Annotated in this window: 15 protein-coding genes; 10 read left to right on the top strand and 5 right to left on the bottom strand. The window is 71.1% G+C overall.

Annotated elements, in window-relative coordinates; genetic code table 11:
- Positions 1–2: 2 nt before the first annotated feature.
- Positions 3–2,075, top strand: coding sequence for an ATP-binding protein (locus tag V6D00_15200; GenBank protein ID HEY9900522.1), 2,073 nt, complete (start codon positions 3–5; stop codon positions 2,073–2,075).
- On the opposite strand, the gene V6D00_15205 is transcribed toward V6D00_15200, so the two are convergent.
- The 5 genes from V6D00_15205 to V6D00_15225 form a co-directional block, all read right to left on the bottom strand.
- On the bottom strand, positions 2,018–4,195 hold the full coding sequence (locus tag V6D00_15205; GenBank protein HEY9900523.1) for a Tex family protein: 2,178 nt from the start codon (positions 4,193–4,195) through the stop codon (positions 2,018–2,020). The two genes, V6D00_15200 and V6D00_15205, sit on opposite strands and share 58 nt — an antisense overlap.
- Before the next feature lie 23 nt (positions 4,196–4,218).
- Positions 4,219–5,679, bottom strand: a complete 1,461-nt coding sequence (locus V6D00_15210; GenBank protein ID HEY9900524.1) for an RtcB family protein — start codon at positions 5,677–5,679, stop codon at positions 4,219–4,221.
- A complete protein-coding gene (locus tag V6D00_15215) occupies positions 5,654–6,088 on the bottom strand; it encodes an archease (GenBank protein HEY9900525.1) in 435 nt (144 codons plus the stop codon). Before V6D00_15215 ends, V6D00_15210 begins: the two co-directional genes overlap by 26 nt.
- A 93-nt stretch (positions 6,089–6,181) precedes the next feature.
- A complete protein-coding gene (locus V6D00_15220) occupies positions 6,182–6,511 on the bottom strand; it encodes a hypothetical protein (protein HEY9900526.1) in 330 nt (109 codons plus the stop codon).
- 43 nt (positions 6,512–6,554) lie between these two features.
- Positions 6,555–7,148: a methyltransferase domain-containing protein gene (locus V6D00_15225; protein HEY9900527.1), complete on the bottom strand. Its 594-nt coding sequence runs from the start codon at positions 7,146–7,148 to the stop codon at positions 6,555–6,557.
- A gap of 257 nt (positions 7,149–7,405) precedes the next feature.
- Between V6D00_15225 and aceB the strand changes: the two genes are divergently transcribed.
- The 9 genes from aceB (at position 7,406) to V6D00_15270 (ending at position 20,389) form a co-directional block, all read left to right on the top strand.
- The gene (gene aceB / locus V6D00_15230) at positions 7,406–8,983 is read left to right on the top strand and encodes a malate synthase A (protein ID HEY9900528.1); all 1,578 of its coding nucleotides are present in this window, start codon (positions 7,406–7,408) and stop codon (positions 8,981–8,983) included.
- Positions 8,984–9,062: 79 nt separating this feature from the next.
- Entirely contained in the window at positions 9,063–10,355 is a 1,293-nt protein-coding gene (aceA, locus tag V6D00_15235; protein HEY9900529.1) for an isocitrate lyase, read from the top strand.
- Between the two features lie 51 nt (positions 10,356–10,406).
- Positions 10,407–10,898 carry an FKBP-type peptidyl-prolyl cis-trans isomerase gene (locus tag V6D00_15240; protein HEY9900530.1) on the top strand — a complete coding sequence of 164 codons (492 nt, stop codon included), beginning with the start codon at positions 10,407–10,409 and terminating at the stop codon, positions 10,896–10,898.
- 49 nt (positions 10,899–10,947) lie between these two features.
- Positions 10,948–12,396: a hypothetical protein gene (locus V6D00_15245; protein ID HEY9900531.1), complete on the top strand. Its 1,449-nt coding sequence runs from the start codon at positions 10,948–10,950 to the stop codon at positions 12,394–12,396.
- Positions 12,393–13,295 carry a penicillin-binding transpeptidase domain-containing protein gene (locus tag V6D00_15250; protein HEY9900532.1) on the top strand — a complete coding sequence of 301 codons (903 nt, stop codon included), beginning with the start codon at positions 12,393–12,395 and terminating at the stop codon, positions 13,293–13,295. The genes V6D00_15245 and V6D00_15250 overlap by 4 nt, the downstream gene beginning before the upstream one ends.
- Positions 13,292–14,377 carry a SpoIID/LytB domain-containing protein gene (locus tag V6D00_15255; protein ID HEY9900533.1) on the top strand — a complete coding sequence of 362 codons (1,086 nt, stop codon included), beginning with the start codon at positions 13,292–13,294 and terminating at the stop codon, positions 14,375–14,377. Before V6D00_15250 ends, V6D00_15255 begins: the two co-directional genes overlap by 4 nt.
- Positions 14,374–14,991 carry an AMMECR1 domain-containing protein gene (locus tag V6D00_15260; GenBank protein HEY9900534.1) on the top strand — a complete coding sequence of 206 codons (618 nt, stop codon included), beginning with the start codon at positions 14,374–14,376 and terminating at the stop codon, positions 14,989–14,991. Before V6D00_15255 ends, V6D00_15260 begins: the two co-directional genes overlap by 4 nt.
- Positions 14,988–19,724: an alpha-2-macroglobulin family protein gene (locus tag V6D00_15265; protein HEY9900535.1), complete on the top strand. Its 4,737-nt coding sequence runs from the start codon at positions 14,988–14,990 to the stop codon at positions 19,722–19,724. The genes V6D00_15260 and V6D00_15265 overlap by 4 nt, the downstream gene beginning before the upstream one ends.
- Entirely contained in the window at positions 19,721–20,389 is a 669-nt protein-coding gene (locus tag V6D00_15270) for a VanW family protein (protein HEY9900536.1), read from the top strand. The genes V6D00_15265 and V6D00_15270 overlap by 4 nt, the downstream gene beginning before the upstream one ends.
- The last annotated feature ends 28 nt before the right edge of the window (positions 20,390–20,417 follow it).

The following is a 20,417-nucleotide window of genomic DNA, read 5'->3' on the forward strand; positions in this document are numbered from 1 at the left end:
GCTTGCCAGTCGGGAATTCGCCGCTGATGGCCGTTGCCTTCGAAGCCAGCCAGGATGAGCGTCCAGGGGTGAGCTGTGGCCTGCCCCCGCAGGAGCAGCGGCAGAACCTCGCGCGCGTCGCGCGCACCGTGTCGCGCCTTCTTGGGGGGGGCTGGGCCTACTTCTGCGTCGGGGATCCCGCGTCCCCTTGCGTCATCGCGGGCGACGGCGCGGGCGAGGCGAGTCTCGCTGCGCTCTTCGACTTCTTGACCATCGCTGCGCAGCAGGATGCGCCGCTGCTGGTGCCAGATGCCGTGGCCGACCCCCGGTTCCAGCGTTCCGAGGCGGTCGCGGCGCTCGGTGTGCGCATGGTCGTGGCTTATCCCCTTCTCGACGACGACGGTGGCCGGATCGGCTTTCTGTGCGCCCTGGCTCAAGAACCTCGATCGTTCTCGAACGGCGATCGCGAGGCCCTGGACGACCTGGTGGGCCTTGCGATCCTGGCCTTGCGCAAGTGGCGCAAAGAAAGGCTCCTCGCTCGCGCCGAGCAGGCGCTGAGGTCCTTCCAGCAGGGCCTGGCCTCCGACCAGAAGGGCGATCACCTCGGGATGCAGGCAGCGTTCATGGCCCAGACTCTCGCGCTGGACGGGGTGGTGATCGCGGAGTTCGCCGACAAGGGGCGCACGCGCATGAGGACGGTCTCGCGCTACTGGCGCGGCGCGTTCCTGCCCGAGCTGGAGTTCGCGGTGGCGGGCACCCCGGTCGAGACCTTCTGCTCAAAGGGTCAGCGCACCTGGCGCCAGGGGCTGCCCTCGCTCTTCCCCGGGGCCCGGCCCCTCCTGGACGGGGTGGAGGGGTGTATTCTCATCCCGCTGCGGGACGCGAGCGCGGAGGTGTACGGGGTCATGATGGTCTTTGGGGCGTCCCCGTTCGAGGACACCCCGCTGATAGAAGCTCTGCTGCCGGTGGTCGCCGCCGGAGTCGAGGCGCGCTACAAGGCCCGGCGCGCCGAGCACGAGCTTCGAATGCGCGAGGCCGAGATCCGGGCCATGTACGACCACACCACGGACCTGATCTTCATCCTGGACCGCGATTTTCGCTACATCAACGTCAATCCTGCCTACGCCGCGGCGCTTGGCCAGCCGATCGAGGCGATTCTGGGGCAACGCTCGGGGTACTCCCTGCCGCCGCATGCCATGGATCGCGCCATCGAAACCAATGCGTGGATCCTGGAGACAGGGCAGCCGGTGGTGTATGACATCGTGATGGAATGCGCGCTGGGCATGCGGAGTTTCTCGGTCCTCAAGTTCCCGTACCGGGACCAGGAGGGCGCGATCGCCGGGGTGAGCGGCATCGCCCGGGACATCAGCGACCGCAAGGCGCTGGAGCGTCAGAAGAGCGCGTTCGTGACGGCCCTGAGTCACGAGATTCGAACGCCGCTCTTCGCCATCCAGAACGCGCTTCACCTGCTCTCGGCGGGGTGCTGCGAGCCGGGCTCGCAGAAGGGCCGGCGCATGCTGAGCATCGCCGAGCGCAACGCCGAGCGCCTCGTGCGCCTGGCGCACGACGTGCTCCTGCTGGAAGGCCTGGAGGCGGGCGCGATTCCCTTCGTGGCCGAGGAGTGCGACGCCGTGGCCCTCATGGAAGAAGCCGCCGCCTACCTCGAGGGGCTCGCCGAGCAAGCAGGGCTCTCCTTCTCGATCACGGCGCCCCCGTTGCGCTTCGAGGCCTCTGCCGAGCGGATCATGCAGGTGCTCGTCAACCTGCTGAGCAATGCCATCAAGTTCTCGCCGGCAGGCGCGCAGGTGAGCCTGGAGGCCACCGAGGACGGCGAGGAGATCCGCTTCGCCGTCCGGGATCGAGGGCGCGGCATTCCCGGCGAGGACCTCTACCGCGTGTTCGATCCCTTCCACCAGGTCCAGACCGACGATGGCGGGCATGGGGGGATCGGGATGGGGCTGCCCATCAGCCGCGAGATCGTGCTGGCCCACGGCGGGCGGATCTGGGTCGAGAGCGAGCTGGGCAGGGGCAGCGCCTTCTACGTGGCCCTGCCGTTCAGGACGCGCTTGCGGCTCAAGGAGACCCGGCCGCGCTGACGGTCCACCTCGAGCACCTCGACCTCGACCACGTCACCGACGCCGACGACCTCGAGGGGGTTGCGCACGAAGCGATCCGAGAGTTCCGAGACGTGCACCAGCCCGTCGTTCTTGACGCCGATGTCCACGAAGGCCCCGAAGTCCACCACGTTGCGCACCGTGCCCATCAGGCGCATGCCGGGCTGGAGGTCCTCCACCTTCAGCACGTCCTGGCGCAGGTGAGGCGGGGCAAGGTCCTCGCGCGGGTCGCGGCCGGGCTTCTCGAGATTGGCCAGGATGTCGCGCAGGGTGGGCTCGCCGACTCCCAGCGCGCTGGCCAGGCGCGGGGCGTCGGCCCGCACCCCCTGGATCAGGGGGGCCAGCGCCTTGTCGCTGGCCGAGAGGCCGAGCCGCTCGAGCAGCTGCCGGGTCGCCGCGTAGGACTCGGGGTGGATGGCGGTGTTGTCGAGGGGCTCGGCCCCGCCCGGGATCCTCAGGAAGCCCGCGCACTGCTCGAAGGTGCGATCGCCGAGGCCCTTGACCTTCTTGAGGTCCGCCCGGCGGCGAAAAGCGCCGGTGGTCTGCCGCTGCTTGACGATGGCGGCGGCGACCTTCTTGTTGAGGCCCGCCACGTGGGTCAAGAGGGCCGCCGAGGCGGTGTTGAGGTCGACGCCGACGTGGTTGACCGCGTCCTCGACCACCCCTGAAAGCGCGGAGCCGAGCGCCTTCTGGTCCAGGTCGTGCTGGTAGAGCCCCACCCCGATGGCCTGAGGGTCGATCTTGACCAGCTCGGCGAGCGGGTCCTGCAGGCGCCTGGCGATGGAGATGGTGCCGCGCTGGGTCGCGTCCAGCTCGGGGAACTCCTCGCGGGCCACCTCGGAGGCGGAATAGACGCTCGCGCCCGCCTCCGAGACCAGCAGGTAGCGCGCGTCGGTGCCCCTGATGGCCTCGGCCACCACCTGCTCGGTCTCCCGGCTGGCGGTGCCGTTGCCGATGGCCACGACGTTCACGCCGTGCCTCGACACCAGGGTGCGAAGGGTGGCGATCGCCTCTTGCCGCTGGCGCTGGGGCTCGTGGGGATAGATGGCGAAGCCCGGCATGAGCGGGGTGCCCGTGGGGTCCACGACCACCACCTTGCAGCCGGTGCGGTAGCCCGGGTCGATCCCGAGCACCACCCGGCCGCGCAGGGGCGGCTGGAGCAGGAGGGATTTGAGGTTGGCCGCGAACACGGTGATGGCGTGGGCCTGGGCCTTCTCGGTGAGCGCGGCGCGCAGGTCGCGCTCCAGGGCCGGAGCGAGCAGGCGCTTGTAGCCGTCCGCCAGGGCGGCCTCGACCTCGGCGCGCCATGCCTCGGCTCGCACGCCGAAGTGCTCGTGCAGAAAGCCCAGGATCCGCGCGTCGGGCAGCTCTACGTTGACCTTGAGGACGCCTTCGGCCTCGCCGCGATCGCATGCGAGCACGCGGTGCGGCTGTAATCGCGGCAGACTCTCGCTGAAGGCGTAGTACTGGGAGTACTTGCCTTGAGGGTCCTCGGCCTTGGGGGCCTTCTTGGCCGTGAGCAGGGCGTCCGCGAGCGCCACGCGCCGGGCGCGGCCCCGGATGTCCGCGTCCTCGGCGGCCTCCTCCGCGAGGATGTCCCGCGCGCCCGAGAGGGCGTCCTCGGGGCTTGCGACGTCCTTGTCGGGCGAAACGAAGCGGCGAGCCGCCGAGAGGGGCGGCTCGGCCCCGGGGCGCTTCATGAGGTCGGCAAGAGGGCCAAGGCCCCGCTCGCGCGCCATCATGGCCCGGGTCCTGCGCTTGGGGCGATAGGGCAGGTACAGGTCCTCGAGGGCCGTGAGCTTGTCGGCCGCCTCGACCTTGCTTCGCAGCGCGTCGCTCAGCACCCCCTGCTCCGAGAGCGAGGCGATGATCGCCGCGCGCCGCTCCTCGAGGGCGCGACGCCGGGCGAGGGCCTCCTGCAGGGAGCGCAGCTGGGTCTCGTCGAGGCCGCCGGTCGCCTCCTTGCGGTAGCGCGCGAGGAACGGGATGGTGTTGCCCTCGTCCATAAGGGCGATCGTCCTCTCGGTCTGGCCGGGCGGGATCGAAAGCTCCGCGGCGATGGCTCGGCTGAGTGCGGCGTCGTGTTCGATGTGCTTGGTCATGCCTCTAGCATGCCACAGGATGCTCAGCCTTTCACCACCCCCATGGGGCGCAGGCGCGCGACGCGCTTGGCGAGGCCTGCCCCCTCCACCACCCGCACGACCTCGCTCACGTCCTTGTAGACGTCGGGGGCCTCCTCGGTGATGCCCGAGCGCGACGCCGCCCGGGCGATCACGCCGCGGGCCGCCAGGTCGGCCTCGACCTGGTAGAAGTTCTGCCGGCTGCGCGCGGCCGTGCGGCTCATGACCCGGCCCGCGCCGTGGCAGCAGCTGCCGAAGCTGCGATCCATCGAACCCGAAAGCCCCGCCAGGACGTAGGAGTGGCGCCCCATGTCCCCCGGGATGAAGACGGGCTGGCCAACCGCGAGGTGGGCCCCGGTCAGGGCGGGGTGCCCGGGGGGGAAGGCACGGGTCGCCCCCTTGCGGTGCACCAGCACCCGTCGCTCCGCCCCCTCGATCCGGTGGGTCTCCAGCTTGGCGATGTTGTGGGCCACGTCGTAGACCTGATCGAGCCGCGCCTCGGGGAAGAGGCGCGAGAAGACCTCGCGGACGCGGTGGACGATCACCTGCCGGTTGGCCCAGGCGAAGTTGCAGGCGGCCGCCATGGCACCGAGGTAGGCCCTGCCCTCGGGCGAGGCGATGGGGGCGCACGCCAGCTGCCGGTCGACCAGCGAGATGCCCGCGCGCCGCATGGCGGGCCCCATCTTCCGGATGTGGTCCGTCGCGACCTGGTGCCCGAGCCCGCGCGAGCCGCAGTGGATCATCACGAGCACCTGATCCCGCCTGAGGCCGAACGCCTCGGCGGCCGCCTCGTCGAGCACCTCTTCGACCCACTGGAGCTCGAGGAAGTGGTTGCCTGCCCCGAGCGTCCCGAGCTGGCCCTTCCCCCGCTGCTTGGCCTGCTCGCTCACCTGGCCGGGCTCGGCCTGGGGCAGGTAGCCGCCCTCCTCGCAGTGAACGAGGTCCGCCGGGAGGGCGAGGCCTTGCGCGAGGGTCCAGCCCATTCCCTCGCGCAGGACCCTTTCGAGATCTGCCGGCGAGAGGTGCAGCTCGCCCTGCCTGCCCGCTCCCGAGGGGACCCGCTCGGCCAGCGAGCGGATCAGCGCCTCCAGGTGGGGCCGCACCTCCCTCTCGGACAGGGTGGTCGCGAGCAGGCGCACGCCGCAGTTGATGTCGAAGCCCACCCCGCCGGGCGAGACGACCCCCTCGTCGAGGTCCATGGCGGCGACCCCGCCGATGGGAAAGCCGTAGCCCTGGTGGATGTCCGGCATGGCCAGCGAGGCGACCTGGATGCCTGGAAGGGTCGCGACGTTGGCGCACTGCTCCAGCGACAGGTCGTCGTGCAGGCCGGCGAGCAGGGCATCGCTCGCGAACACCCTGGCCTCGACGCGCATGTCGGTGCGAAAGCGCTTCGGCAGCCGCCAGCAATAGGCATCGATGCGCTCCAGGGCGCTGGCTGCGCTAGATGTCGAAGTAGACCCGTCCATCCCAACCTCCCGGGCCCGGTTCCAGGGCCATCTGGTGAAAGGTCACGGCTTTGACGTAGTAGGGAACGCTCATGCCGGCAGGGTCGAAAACGGCGCAGCGCAGCCGGGCCGAAACAAAGCGATCGTTCGCGGAAATTACCTCGCAGCCGACCACCAGGGTCGCGTCGGCGTCGAAGCGGTAAAGGATCTCGCTCAGCCATGCGTACAGGAGATCCAGCCGGTCCTCGCCCGTCACCGAGACCTGCAGCTCGAACGACGCCGGCAGCTCGCCCGGCCCGCTCAGCAGGAAGGTGAGCCCCCGCGCCGCCGCGCACAGGGCGTCGGCGAGCGTGCCTCCCCAGAAGCGAAGGCCGATGTCGGCCGGATGCGGGAGAACCTCGAAGCCGTCGATCGGCGCCGCGCCATCCATGCGGCTCCCCCTTTCGCGCCCGCGCGCTGCGCGGCGAAGGGATCACTCGCCGACGCTAGCGCGCCGCGACCCGAAGGGCCATGTCCGAGATGCTCAATTAAGGCCGGAGAGATCCGCGACCAGGACGCCCGTCGCGCGGACGGCCTCCGGCAGGAAGGCGAGGCTGTCGTCGAAGGCGGCGACCGCCTGAAGGCAGCGCTCGAGTTGCCGGGCGAGCGCGATGGCTTCCTCGCGCGTCGATACCTGCCACCATGCGTGGGCCTTCGACTCGAAGGCCCCGTTCTTGTAAAGCACGACGATCCAGCGCTCGTGCTCGCCCTGCACCGTGATGTCGGCGAAATCCCCCTGCAGGTACAGGGCGATGCGCTTCAGTTCGGTGCGCGGCGAGGTCGTGATCAAGTCGGTGCGGTCGATGAAGGTCATGAAAGGCTCCTCTGGCCGATCATACCCGGGGCGCTCGGCCCTGTCACCTGCGCCTCCAGAGCATGAGGCGCTCGTTGAGCGCGCGGGGCTTGATGGAATCGAATGGCAGCTCGGATCGCTCCAAGGTGAAGGCCGCGCCGAAGAGGGCTTCGACCTCGTCGAGCCTCACCGGGAAGGGCGGGCCATCCTCTTCCTGCCTGTCGAGCGGGAAGAACAGCCCGAACAGCAAGCCGCCGGGCCGGATCAGCCGCTCCATCCGGTCGCGGTAGGCCGGGCGCATGGCAGGGTCGATGGCGCAGAAGAAGGTGTATTCCAGCACGGCGTCGAAGGGCGCGTCGGGCGAAAAGGTGAAGAAGTCGGCCGTGAGGACCTCGATCGCGACGCCGGCCGCCTCGGCCTCGGCGCGCAGCTCGGCGCAGGCCGTGGGCGAGACGTCCACCGTCGTGACCGAGAAGCCGGCCCGGGCGAAGGCGATGGCGTCGTGGCCCCGGCCGGCACCCGGGATCAAGAGCCTTCCGGCCGGCACCGCAGCCTCCGAGATCAGGCGAGCGAAGACCGGCGTCGGGCCGCCGAGGTCCCAGGGGGTCCGCTTTTCCAGGTAGGACGTTTCCCAGTAGGACGGATCGGGGCCTGACATTCGGAACCTCCTCGGTCGCTGAAACACGGGTGCCATGGTAGGCCGACATGCGTCGGCGTGCAACCGTGCAAGCGAACGATACCGACGATGCCGGGTCGCTTTTTCGCTTTGAAGTTCGGCAGAAGTGCACAATCCCCCCGGTCCACGGCCTTGATACGATGCCCGAACCCTGGTTTTCGGCGCCGGGTGGCGCGCATCGAACGGATTGGATGCGTCGCTCGACCGTGGCGCCTTGCGAGGAGGCGAGGAGGCACGGCGTGATCAATTTGCACCCCCTGGTGGTGGAAGGGGCCCTCAAGCCCGGTTACGAGCGCATCCTCACCCCGGCTGCGCTGCGCTTCGTGGCGCGCCTCGCCGAGCGCTTCGAGGGCGACCGCCAGACCCTGCTGCGCCTGCGCTCAGAGCGAGCGCTCGACCTCGATGCGGGCAAGTTGCCCGCCTTCCTGGACGAGACCGAGGCCATCCGCCAGGAGGCCTGGACCGTTTCACGGGCGCCGCGGGACCTTCTGGATCGCCGGGTCGAGATCACCGGGCCCGCCGAGCGCAAGATGATGATCAACGCCCTCAACTCCGGGGCAAAGGTCTTCATGGCGGACCTGGAGGATTCCCTCTCCCCCACGTGGGACAACGTGGTCCAGGGCCAGCTCAACCTCATGGACGCGGTGCGGCGCACCATCCGGCACGAGGCGCCGGGCGGCAGGCAATACCGCCTGGTCGATCGGCCTGCGACCCTGATGGTGCGCCCGCGCGGCTGGCACATGGTCGAGAAGCACGTCCTGATCGACCAGCGGCCGATCGCAGCGAGTTTCTTCGACTTCGGGCTCTACCTCTTCCACAACGCCCAGGCCCTGCGCGAGCGAGGGAGCGGCCCCTACTTCTACCTCCCCAAGCTCGAAAGCCACCTCGAGGCGCGCCTCTGGAACCACGTCTTCGACTTCGCCGAGGACGCGCTCGGCCTTTCGCGCGGCACCATCCGCGCCACCGTCTTGATCGAGACGATCCTCGCGGCCTTCGAGATGGACGAGATCCTCTACGAGCTGCGCGGCCATGCGACGGCCCTCAACGCCGGCCGCTGGGACTACCTCTTCAGCATCATCAAGAAGCTGGGGCGCAAGGACGCCTTCCTCCTGCCGGACCGGTCGCAGCTGACCATGGAGGCCCCCTTCATGCGGGCTTACGCCCGGCACCTGGTCGCTGCCTGCCACCGGCGCGGGGCCCACGCCATCGGCGGCATGTCGGCCTACATCCCGAGCCGCAGGGACCCCGCCGTCAACGCGCGCGCGCTTCAGAGGGTCCAGGAGGACAAGGAGCGCGAGGTCCGCGACGGCTTCGACGGCACATGGGTGGCCCACCCCGATCTGGTCCCGGTCGCCCGCGCGGTGTTCGACGGCGTGCTCGCGGATCGCCCCCACCAGCTCTCGGTCTCGCCGAGCGGGGGGGTGAGCGCGGAGCAGCTCCTCGACGTCCGGCAGGGGGCGGGCTTGGTCACCTTGCAGGGGGTACGAACCAACGTCGAGGTGGCCATTCACTACCTGAGCGCCTGGCTCCAGGGCAACGGCGCGGTCGCCATCCACGACCTGATGGAGGACGCGGCCACCGCCGAGATCGCGCGTGCCCAGCTCTGGCAGTGGCGCCTCATGGGCGTCGTTCTCGATGACGGCACCCTGTTCGACGCCGCCCTCTACGCGAGGGTCCGCGACGAAGTGCTTTCCCGCCTGCGGCAGACGATCGGCGGCCCCCTGAGCGAGGCCGCTGCCCTGCTCGATCACCTGGTGCTGAGCGACGCCTTCGAGGAGTTCCTCACCCTTGGCGCCTACCCGCTCCTCACCCCCTGAACGGCCGTTCGCGCGCCGTACCATCACCCCGTGGGTTCGTTCCCCCGTTGGATGACAAAGGAAAGGAAGAGGCATGATGATGAGTGACGCCTTGGCGAAAGAGGCCGCGCGCCTCGGGCGGGCCTGGGAGCGCGACGCGCGCTGGTCGGGAATCCGCCGCGACTACTCCGCCGAAGACGTCCTGAAGCTGCGGCCCTCCATCCCCGTCGCCCACACCCTGGGGGAGCGCGCGGCCGAGAAGCTCTGGAACTTGCTGGTCGCCCCGGGGCACGTCAACACCTTCGGCGCCCTGACCGGGGCGCAGGCGGTCCAGATGGTGAAGGCGGGCCTGAAGGCCATCTACATGAGCGGCTGGCAGGTGGCGGCCGACGCCAACCTCGCCATGCAGTCCTACCCCGACCAGAGCCTCTATCCCTCCAACTCGGTGCCCGCCATGGTCAAGCGCCTCAACAACGCCCTGATGCGCGCCGACCAGATCACCCGGGTCGAGGGGGACACGGGGGTGGACTGGTACGCCCCGATCGTCGCGGACGCCGAGGCGGGCTTCGGCGGGCCGCTCCACGCCTTCGAGCTGATGAAGGCGATGATCGAGGCCGGCGCGGGCGGGGTTCACTTCGAGGACCAGCTCGCCTCCGAGAAGAAGTGCGGCCACCTGGGCGGCAAGGTGCTGGTGCCGACCAGCCAGTTCATTCGCACCCTGACGGCCGCCCGGCTCGCCGCCGACGTGCTGGGGGTGAGCACGGTCCTCATCGCGCGCACCGACGCCCTGAGCGCCACCCTCTTGACCAGCGACGTGGACGCGAGCGATCGCGGCTTCATCACCGGCGAGCGCACCCCCGAGGGCTTCTTCGTAGTCAAGGACGGCCTCGAGGCCGCGATCGCGCGGGCCCTCAGCTACGCCCCCTACGCGGACGTGCTGTGGTTCGAGACGAGCCGCCCCGACCTGAGCGAGGCGCGCTGCTTCGCCGAGGCCATCCACGATCGCCATCCGGGCAAGATCCTGGCCTACAACTGCTCGCCCTCCTTCAACTGGCGGCGCAACCTGGACGACGCGCAGATCGCCTCCTTCCAGCAGGAACTCGCGGCCATGGGCTACAAGTTCCAGTTCATCACCCTGGCGGGCTGGCACCTCATCAACTACCACACCTTCGATCTGGCCACCCAGTACCAGAACGAGGGGATGAGCGCCTACGTGCGGCTGCAGGACAAGGAGTTCGCCGCCGAGAAGGACGGCTACACCGCCACGCGCCACCAGCGCGAGGTGGGCACCGGCTACTTCGACCAGGTGCTGTCGATCCTCTCGTGCGGGCAGGCCTCCACCGGGGCGCTGGGCGCCTCAACCGAGACCCAGCAGTTCCACCCGGGGGCATGAGCACCTGGCATGTTCCGGAAAGGGAGAGGATCCCGTAAGATCGAGCGACCAATGCCGAGACCCATGGCTCCCTTGCTCGAGGACCGAATGAAGTACGACGTCTTTGCCCTGCCCGTTCTCTTCGCCGCCATCGCGCTCGCTTTCACGTTCTGGCTCGTCCGCAGCCGGCGCGTCACGCCGCTCGATCTGTCGGACCTGCTCTCGGAGGGCCTCGGCCTCACGTCCAAGGTCCTCACCCCCGGCGACGGCCCGATCGCGAACCAGGGCGATCGGGTCGTCGTCCATTACGTGGGCTGGCTCGAGAGCGGCAGGAAATTCGACAGCTCGCGCGATCGCGGCCGTCCTTTCGCGTTCTGGCTCGGTCGCGGCGACGTGATCAAGGGCTGGGACGCGATCGTCTCGCGCATGAGGGTGGGCGAGAAGCGCCTGGTGCGGATCCCGCCGGATCTCGCCTACGGGGACCGCCGGGCGGGGATCATCCCGCCCGGCTCGCCCTTGGTCTTCGAGATCGAGCTTCTCTCCATCGAGGACCTGCGCGCCTAAGCGATCGTCGCCTCGATCCCGGCCCCTTCGCACAACAGGAGACGTGGCCATGCATCCTAGACAAATCGCCGTCGTGCTGTGGATCTTCACCGTGCTGGTCGCGCTCGGGATCGTGGCTCACGCCTGGTACCGCGAACGCCTGCAGGCCACGCCGCGCGCCGCGACGCCCCGCGCGCTCGCCTGGGCCTGCGCCGCCGTGCTCGCGGGAATGGGCGTCGCCGCCTTCGCGGTGGCGCCCACCCCCCTCAAGGGCTGGCATGCGCTCGGTGGCCTGCTGGTGGGCGGCGGCCTCGGGCTCGCATGGGCCTACGCGCCGCTGCTGGCAGGGGCGGGCGACGCGACCCGCGACACGCTGCTTCGCTTTTCGATCGCGCTCGTGCCCTTCGTCCTGGCCGACGTCGGGGTGAGCGACCCGGTTCTGCTCTCGTACGCCCTCTTCGGGGGCGTCCTTGGCCTGGCTGCGACCGTGCTGATCCAGTCGCTCGACCAGGCGCCGCGCGCCGCGGAGCTGGCGCTCGCCCTCGCGCTCGTCGGGGCCCTGGCGGCGGCCATGGTGTGGGGCGATCGCGCCGCGCCGCAGCATTCGATCGGCACCTCGCGCGCGCTCGCCTGGGCGGCTCTGGCCCTCGGGTGCCGGTACGCGACCCTTTCGCTGCCCGGGGCCTGGGGGGCGCCTGCGGGCGGCCTGCTGCTCGCGGGGCTCGCGCTGCCCGCGGGGCTGTGGGGGCTTCGCCTCGATCCGCGCTTCCTCTGGGCGGCGCTTGCCGGCGTCGTGGCGGCGCTCGTGCTCGGGGCCATGGCGCGAATGGCCGCGCGGGCGGAGGCCGCGCGGGCGATCGCGGCACTCGGGGTGGCGCTGGTGGCGGGCGGGGCCCTGCTCCTGTGCAACCGCTTCTTCGGCATCCACGGGGTGGCGATCGCGGGGGTGGGGGCCGGGCTCTTTCTGGCGGATCGCGGCCTCGCGTTCTCGGCGGCGGGCCTGCTTGCATCGAGCTTCGCGGGCCGGGCCCTGCTGCAGCTCTTCCTGGATCGGACCTACCTGCGCCAGGTGGGGGTCGATCTGACCCACCCCTACACCGCGCTCGGCCTGGCGGCCGCCCTGCTCGTGCCCTTCGCCCTCCAGGCCCTGTGCCGTCACTTCTCGCTGAAGGGGATCTTGCTCGGAATCGCCGCCTTCCTCACCCTGTCGCTGCCGCTCGGCATGGGCTACTTCGTCCACATCGAGCCGCTCGCCACCTACGTCATGGGCCTGGTCCTCCTCGGCCTGACCTTCGCCCTCGCGCGCCCCGAGAGCGGCACGCCGCAGCTGGGGATCCTCTTGCCGCCCGTGCTGCTCGGGGCCTCGGCCCTCTCGCTGCTTTCGGCCCCCTGGCTCATCTCGGTCATGAACACCCCGCGCCCGATGCGCGCCGCCGTCTTCGCGGCCCTCTCGATCGTGCTCTTCGGGTACGGCCTCGCCCTGGTCCGCCGCCGCCTCGATCCGACGGTCGCGACATGACGAGGCTGCTGCTCGCGGCGCTGCTGGTCCTGGGCGCGAGCGCCCAGGCCAAGGCCAGCTCGCTCCAGCAGGTCGCCACCGAGGCGCTCGGCTCGCGCGAGGGCTGCATCGTCGCGCTGGATCCGCGTGACGGCACCCTTCTGGCGCTGGTCAACCCCAGGGTGGCGGCAGGTGGGACCTACCCCGTCGGCTCGATCGCAAAGCTGGTGACGGGGCTCGCGAGCCTGGAGGCGGGCCTGACGGATCCCGCGCGCCGCTTGAGGTGCGACGGCCGCTACGGAGCCCACCGCTGCTGGAGGCGCCACGGGAAGCTCGATCTCGAGGAGGCGATCGCCCAGTCGTGTTCGACCTACTTCTACGCCCAGGGCGAGGCGCTCGGATCGGCCCGCCTCAGAGCGGCCTTCCTCCAGGCGGGCTTCGGCGTGCGCACCGGCATCGGCTTGCCGTACGAGAGCGCCGGGCGCTTGGGCACGCTCACGACGCGCGAACAGGTGCTCGATCTGGCCTACGGCGACACGCCGTTGCTGCTTGCGACCCCCTTGCAGGTGGCCTCTTTCACGGCGGCCCTCGCGTCGGGCGGGGTGCGTCGTCGCCCCCACTGGCCGGGCGAGCCCGGCCGCGTCCTCGGCGCCGTGCCGGGCGGCGAGAGCCTGGAGGCCGTGCGCGCCGGCATGCGGCGCGCGGTCCTTTCGGGCACGGCGCAGCCGGCCAACGTCCCGGGCCTTGCCCTCTTCGGCAAGACCGGCAGCGCCACCCAGCTTGCGGCCCCCCACCTGCGCCACGGCTGGTTCGCGGGCTTCAGCCCGACGCTCGCCGTCGTGGTCTTCGTCAAGCACGGGACGGGCTTCGAGGCGGCCGCCCCCATCGCGCGGCGGGTCTTCGAGGGGGCGCGCTCGTGAGGCGCCTCGCCCTCGCTTGCCTCTTGCTCGCCGGCCTTGCCCAGCCCGCCCTGGCGCAGCCTGCGCCAGGCTGGGTGGAGGTCCGGGTCCTCGAGCGGCGCCTGCGCGACACCCTGGAGCTCGCTGGGACGCCTCCTGGCGTGGCGCCACACGGCCCTTGCGTCGTCGAGGCGAAGGGCGCCTCCCTTCGCCTCGACGGCCGGCCCTCGCCCGAGCGGGTCCTTTTGATCGGTGATCGGCCGGACGGCGTGGTGGAGCTGCGCGTCGGCTCCGAGCGCCGGCGCTACCCCGGCCGCGTGCGCCTCTTCGCCGAAGCTGGCCGCCTGGTCGTCGTCAACGAGGTCCCCATCGAGCGCTACGTGGCGGGGGTGGTCAGCGCCGAGATGCCCGCCGACTGGCCCTTGCAGGCGAAGATGGCCCAGGCGGTGCTCGCCCGTACCCTCGCGGTGCGCGGCGGCGCGCATCCCGGCCACGCTCTCTGCGACCTCACCCATTGCCAGGCGTACGCGGGCCTTGCGACCGGTGAGGCGGTGCGCGCCGCCGAGGCGACGCGCGGCCGCATCCTGAGCGATCGCGGCGCGCCGATCCGCGTCCTGTACCATTCGACCTGCGCGGGCCAAGGCGCGGACAGCCGTGCGGTCTTTGGGGGGCCGCCGGTCTCGTATCTGCTCGCTCAGCCCGACCCCTACTGCGCCGCTTCCCCGTTCGCTGCTCCCTGGCGCGTCCGGATCGCAGCCTCCCGGGTGGCCGCCGCCCTCGGCCGGGATGAAATCGACGCCGTCTCGGTGCGCGATCGCGCGCCGGGCGGCTGGGTGGGCGGCGTCGAGGTGGATGGCACGGCCATGACGGGCTACCGTTTCTGGCAGGCGCTCGGACGTCACTTGGGCTGGGGTCTGGTCAAGAGCCTCAATTTCGACGTCCGGCGCGAGGGCGCCTCCTTCGTCTTCGTCGGCAAGGGCCTGGGGCACGGGGTGGGGCTCTGCCAGTGGGGAGCGCGCGCTCGCGCGCGCGCCGGCTGGGACTGGCGGCGGATCCTTTCGGCCTACTACCCCGGGACCCGGGTGGTGGGAGTGGCGCCGTGAGGAGGGTCGCGTGCGCCCTGGGGCTCGTGCTGTGCCTGGCGAGCGCCGCCACGGCGCTGCCCCTCGAGGCCTACCGGCACGATCGGGCCCTCGCGCGCGAGGTGCGCGCGATCGCCCATGCGGCCGTCCGCGTCTACCTGAAGGACGGCGCCTTGCCGGGTGCCGCGCCGCGCGGCGTCGACAGGCGCTTGCTGGTACCGGGGGGCGCCTTCGTCACCTACGCGCGCTCGGGCGCGACCCGGGGGTGCTGGGGGACGGTCTACCCGCAGCAGCCGACGCTCTACGAGGCCATCGGGGTGGCGGCCGTCAAGGCCCTGCGCTTCGACTACCGGCACGCGCCCATCTCGAGGCACGAGTGGGAGCGCCTCGACATGTTCGTCTCGCTGGTCGGCCCGCTGACGCCCGCTTCCCATCCCGCAGAGCTCTTTCCCATGCGCGAGGGGCTCTTCGTCACGGCGCGGGGCCGCGGGGCGATCCTCTTGCCGGGCGAGGCCAGAAGCGCCCGCCACCAGATCGCCGAGTGCCGCCGGAAGGCGGGCCTCAAGCCCCACGAGCCCCTTCTCATGTTCCGCTTTCCCACCGTCGTCTATGGTCCAGAGAGCGAGGCCCCATGAATCTCCGTCGCGTCTTGACTTGGCTTGTGATCCTGGTCGTCGGCCTCTTCGGGGCGACCGGGGTCGGGATCATCGCGAGCGAAGCCCCCGCGGGATCGGTGACCGGGGTGGTCCGCGACGCGGCGGGCAAGGCCCTGCCGAATGCGCGGATCCACTTCATGGGGCCCATCATCCGGACGGCGATCGCGCAGGCGGACGGGACCTTCCGGATGGATCGCCTGCCCGTCGGGCAGTACAACGTCCAGGCGCGTGCCAGGGGCTTCGACAGCCAGTGGTCCAGCCCTGCGATCCAGGTCGAGGAGGACCGCACCGTCGAAAATGTTCGCTTCGCCCTTGCTCCGCGCGATCCGAACGTCTACTTCGCCCACCACCAGCGCGTCTTCACCCCAAAGGAAAAGGTCCGCCTCGGCCTGCGCGGCACCCTCCTGGACAGGCTCCACCTGAAGCTCTACCGGATCGACCTGGCGCGCCTCTCGACCAGCTCCAACGCGCTCTCGCACCTCAGCGACGCGTCACCTGCCGCCCTCGGCGCCTCGGCCACCCTGGTGCGCGAGTGGGACCGCACCGTCAAGCCGCAGGCGAGTGACGAGGACGACTGGTTCTATCGCGCGATCGAGGTGAGCGACATTTCCCGCGGCGCCTACATGCTCGCGGTGGAAGGCTCGGGCGTGGTCCGGGGCGTGCCGGCCAGGCGCAGCGACACTTACTGGTTCGAGGTGACGAACCTGTCGCTGGTCACCAAGCGCTCGGCCGACTCGGTGCTGGTCTACGCGGTCGATCTCCTGACCAACAAGCCGCTCTCGGGGGTACCGGTCCGGGCCTACGACGACCGGGGCCTGCGCTGGAGCGCGGCGACCGACGCCGAGGGCCTCATCCGGCGCTCCTACCGGGGCGCCGAGACCCTCCTGCTCATGGGCGAGCTCTCGGGCGCGCCGGCCCACGCCCAGTCGTACTACTACGGCGCCGGGGAGCAGTACCGTGCCCAGGTCTTCACCGACCGCCCCATCTACCGGCCCAGCCAGGAGGTCGCCTACAAGGCCATCATCCGGCGCGCGATGGGCGGCGAGAACCTCAACTTGCCGGCGTTGCCCGTGACGGTCCAGGTGATCGATCCCCAGGAGAACGTGGTCCATCAGGTCGCCACGCGCACCGACGCGCTGGGTGCGCTCGACGGCCGCCTGACCCTTGCCGAGGAGCCCCTGCTCGGGGATTACCGGGTGATCGTCCTGGTCGGGGGCGAGCGGCACGAGGCGGGCTTCAAGGTGCAGGAGTACCGCAAGCCCGAGTTCAAGCTGGACGTGCGCCCCGAGCGCGCGCGCCACTACCCGGGAGAGACCGCCAAGGCGGTGGTCGCCGCCTCCTACTACTTCGGCGCCCCGGTCGTGGGCGCCAAGGTCCACTACAACGTCTTTTCGAGCTCCTACTACCCATGGGCGAGCGAGGATGACGCCTTCTACTCGGGCTTCGAGGGCGCGGAGGGTTACGACTGGGGCTACCGAAATCTCGTGAGCCAGGGCGAAGCCGTCACGGACGCGGCGGGGCACGTGACCCTCAGCGTCCCGGCCGAGCTGGGCCGGGGCGAGGACGGCCCCTCTGATCAGCGCTACACGGTGGAGCTCGAGGCGGTGGACGCGAGTCGTCAGGTCGTGCGCGGATCCGGCACCTTCCTGGTCACCCAGGGCGCCCTGACCCTCGAGCTGACGCCCGATCGCTACGTCTACTCTCCGGGGGCCTCGGCCAGCGTCTCGGTGAGGGCCCTGGACCTGGACGGCAAGCCCGCGCGGACCAAGGCGAGCGTGCGCTTGGAGCGGGTCGAGACCCTCACCCGCGACGAGGGGCGCACCTACGAGACCAAGCGCACCCCGGCGGGGAGCTGGCAGGTTTCGACCGACGCGCGAGGTGAGGCTCGGCTCTCGGTGCCGATCCCGGATCGCTCGGGTGATTATCGCCTCGTCGTGACGGCGGCCGACCGTGAAGGCCGCGTCGTCACTGCGACGACCTCCATGTGGGTGGCGGGCGAGAGCTGGGAAGGGGAAAGCTACCGACAGGGCCTCATCCGGCTGACCTTCGATCGGAAGCGGTACCGGGTGGGCGAGGTGGCGAAGGTCCTCGTGCAACTGCCGCGCGGCGACGTCTACGCGCTCTTGAGCGTCGAGGGCCAGCGCCTCTACCACGCCGAGGTGCTGGGTGCCGGCCAGGCGGCGCGGATCGTCTCGATTCCCATCACGAAGGACTATCGCCCCAACGCCTTCGTCTGCGCGGCGGTGGTGGACGGCAAGGCCTTCCTCCAGGCGGAGCGCTCGCTCAACGTGAGCCCTGACGCCTCCTTCCTCGCAGTGACGGTCAAGCCGGGCAAGGAGCGCTACCTGCCCGGCGAGGAGGCGCGCCTCGACGTGGAGACCCGCACCCTCGCGGGCCGGCCGGTCGCCGCCGAGGTGGCCCTCGGCGTGGTGGACGAGGCCATCTACGCGCTTTCCCCCGACCCCACCCCCGACATCCGCCGGACGTTCCACGGCCCCTCGTGGAACCGGGTGACGACCGGCTACTCCTTCGTCGAGGACTACTCGGGCGGCCCGGGCAAGGACACCGAGGAGCCGCGCATCCGCAAGAACCTGAAGGACACCGCCGCCTGGTTCCCCAGGATCCGCACCGGCGCCGACGGCAAGGCCACGGTGCGCTTCCTGTTGCCCGACAATCTCACCACCTGGGTGGTCAAGGCCCAGGCGTACACGGCGAGCACCCAGGTGGGCGTGACGCGAGAGAAGTTCATCGCGACCAAGGACCTTCTGGTGCGCCTCGCCATGCCGCGCTTCCTGGTCATGGGCGATCGCATCACCATCGCGGCCCTGGTCCACAACTACACCCCAGAGGACCAGACCGTGCGCCTGGCGCTCGCGGCGTCGAACCTCAAGGTGGCGAGCACCTGGCCCGAGCGGCTCTCGGTCGCGCGCAACGGCCTGTCGCGCCTGGACCTCTCGGTGGAGCCCGTGGCGCCGGGGACGGCGAGCCTCACCTTCAAGGCGGTGGGCACGGGCGCGAGCGACGCGCTCGCGCTCGGCGTGCCGGTGCTGGCGCACGGCACCCCAGAGCGCCTGGCCTTCACCGGCTTCACCGAGGCCGCGAGCCCCTCGTCAATCGAACTGGTGGTGCCACCGGACGCCGTCCCCGAGACGCTTCGCTTTGATCTGTCGCTCACCCCGACCCCGCTCGCGGCGATCGGCCCCGCCCTCTCCTACCTCAGGCGCTACCCCTACGGCTGCCTCGAGCAGACCACCAGCCGCTTCGTCCCCGAGCTCCGCGCCTCGCGGGTCCTTTCCCGGCTCGGCCTGGACGGCTTCGGCCTCGGAGCGCAGGGGCGCAAGCAGGCCGAGGAGGGCATCGCCCGGATCGTGCGCTTCCAGCATGCGGACGGAGGCTGGGGATGGTTCGGCCCCGACGAGAGCGAGGTGGACCTTACGGCATACGCCCTCTTCGGCCTGCGCGAGGCGAGCCTCTCGGGCTTCGAGGTGCCGGCCGAGCCCGTGCGGCAGGCCCTCGCTTACCTCGAGCGGCAGGGCGAGCGCCTCGGGAAGGACCTGGTGACCAGGCACGAGGTGCGGCGCGGGGCGGGCGCCGATGCCCTCGCCTCGGCCGTCTGGGCCCTCGGCGCCTGGGATCGAAGCGCGCCCGGGCTGCGCGACAAGCTCTACGCCAGCCGAGCGGATCTCTCGAACTACGGCCGCGCCCTGGCGACGCTCGCCTTCGCGGAGTCGGGCGATGAGGGGCGGGCCCGCACCTTCTGGACGGAGCTTGCGGGTCGCGCCGTGCGCACCGGCACCCTGACCCACTGGGAGAGCGGGGCGGCCGCCTACTCCTGGTACGACGGGGCCACCGAGACGACGGCGTATGCCGTGCGAGCGGGGCTTGCCGTCGCCCCCGGCTCGCCCGAGGTGCAGGAGGCCGTTCGCTGGCTGCTGACGACCCGCCAGGGCGATCGCTGGCAGAGCACCAAGGACACGGGAGCCATCGTGATGGCCCTCTCCGACGCCGTTCGGACGGGAGCAGCCGAGGGCTTGCCCGAGGCCTGCGAGGTGCTCGTCGACGGATCGCCGGTGGAGCGCCTGTCGCTCGCCGCCGAGCGACGTTACACGGGAGCGACCCTTTCGCTCGACGCGGCACGGCTGGCACCTGGCCGCCACGTCGTCACCCTGAGGCCCCAAGGCAAGGGGAGCCTGCCCTACGCGGCGCTGCTTTCGTTCGACGCGCGGCGCGAGGACATCCCGGCCAAGGCCGGATCGGACGTCGCGGTCCGCCGGGATTACTTCCAGCTCGACGACAAGACCTTCGCCGGGTGGCAGGCTAACGGTGCATTGGCCGGTTCGAGCTTCGACCCCAAGCAGGTGGCCAAGCTCTCGCCGATCGGCGGAAGGGTGAAGTCGCAGGCCAAGGTCCTCGTGCGCCTGACGCTCGAGGCGCGCGCGCCGCTGCGCTACATGCTCGTCGAGGACCCGCTGATCGCGGGGGCCGAGGTGGTGACGCCCCAGGGGACCGCCGGGTGGAGCGGCATGGCCGTGAGGGACGACAGGGTCGTCTTCTTCGAGCGGGAGCTGGCCTCGGGATCCCATGCGCTGTACTACGTGCTGCGGCCCGAGCTGCCGGGGGATTACCACGTGCTGCCCACGGTGGCCGAGGGGATGTACGCACCCGAGGTGCGGGCCCGCGCCGCCGAGACGCGCCTGGAGATCGCGGAGTGAGGCCCCGCCTCTGGGCTCTGGTTCCGCTCTTGGTCCTCGCACTCGGGCTCGGCCTGTGGACGAGGCGCCCCTTCCAGGCGGAGCTGGGGGCGTTTCGCTCCGGGCTCTTCGAGCGCAGCGAGGCGCAGCGGGCGAACATCGCGCGGGCCGCGGCGGCCATCGACGGGGCGGTCATCGAGCCGGGCGAGGTCTGGTCGTTCAACGCGCGGGTCGGCCCCCGCACCCCGGAGCGGGGCTACCGGCTCGCGCCCGCCTACCTGGAGCGCGACCTGACCAGCAGCGTCGGCGGCGGCATCTGCCAGGTGTCCTCGACCCTCTACAACGCCGCCGCGCTGGGGGGGCTTGCGATCGTCGAGCGCCACCCCCACCTGCGCCGGGTGCGCTCGGTGCCGCCCGGCCGCGACGCCACCGTGTGGTACGGGCGCGCGGACCTGCGCCTGCGCAACGCCGGCGTCGCGCCCGTGCGCCTCGAGGCGCGCCTGGTGGACGAGGCCCTCTGGGTTCGCGTGAAGGGGGATGCCTCTGGCACCAGGCGCATCCGGCTGGAGACGACCCCTTCCACCGCGAGCCGCCCGGGAGGCGGCACCTACCGCACGGTGCGGCACGTCACGGGCGAGGGAGCCCCGCGCGCCGAGATCTTGTCGCTCGATTCCTATCTCGACTAGTGCAAAACCCACCCCCCGGCGTGGACCA

Source organism: Pantanalinema sp., assembly GCA_036704125.1.
Lineage (GTDB): Bacteria > Cyanobacteriota > Sericytochromatia > S15B-MN24 > UBA4093 > JAGIBK01.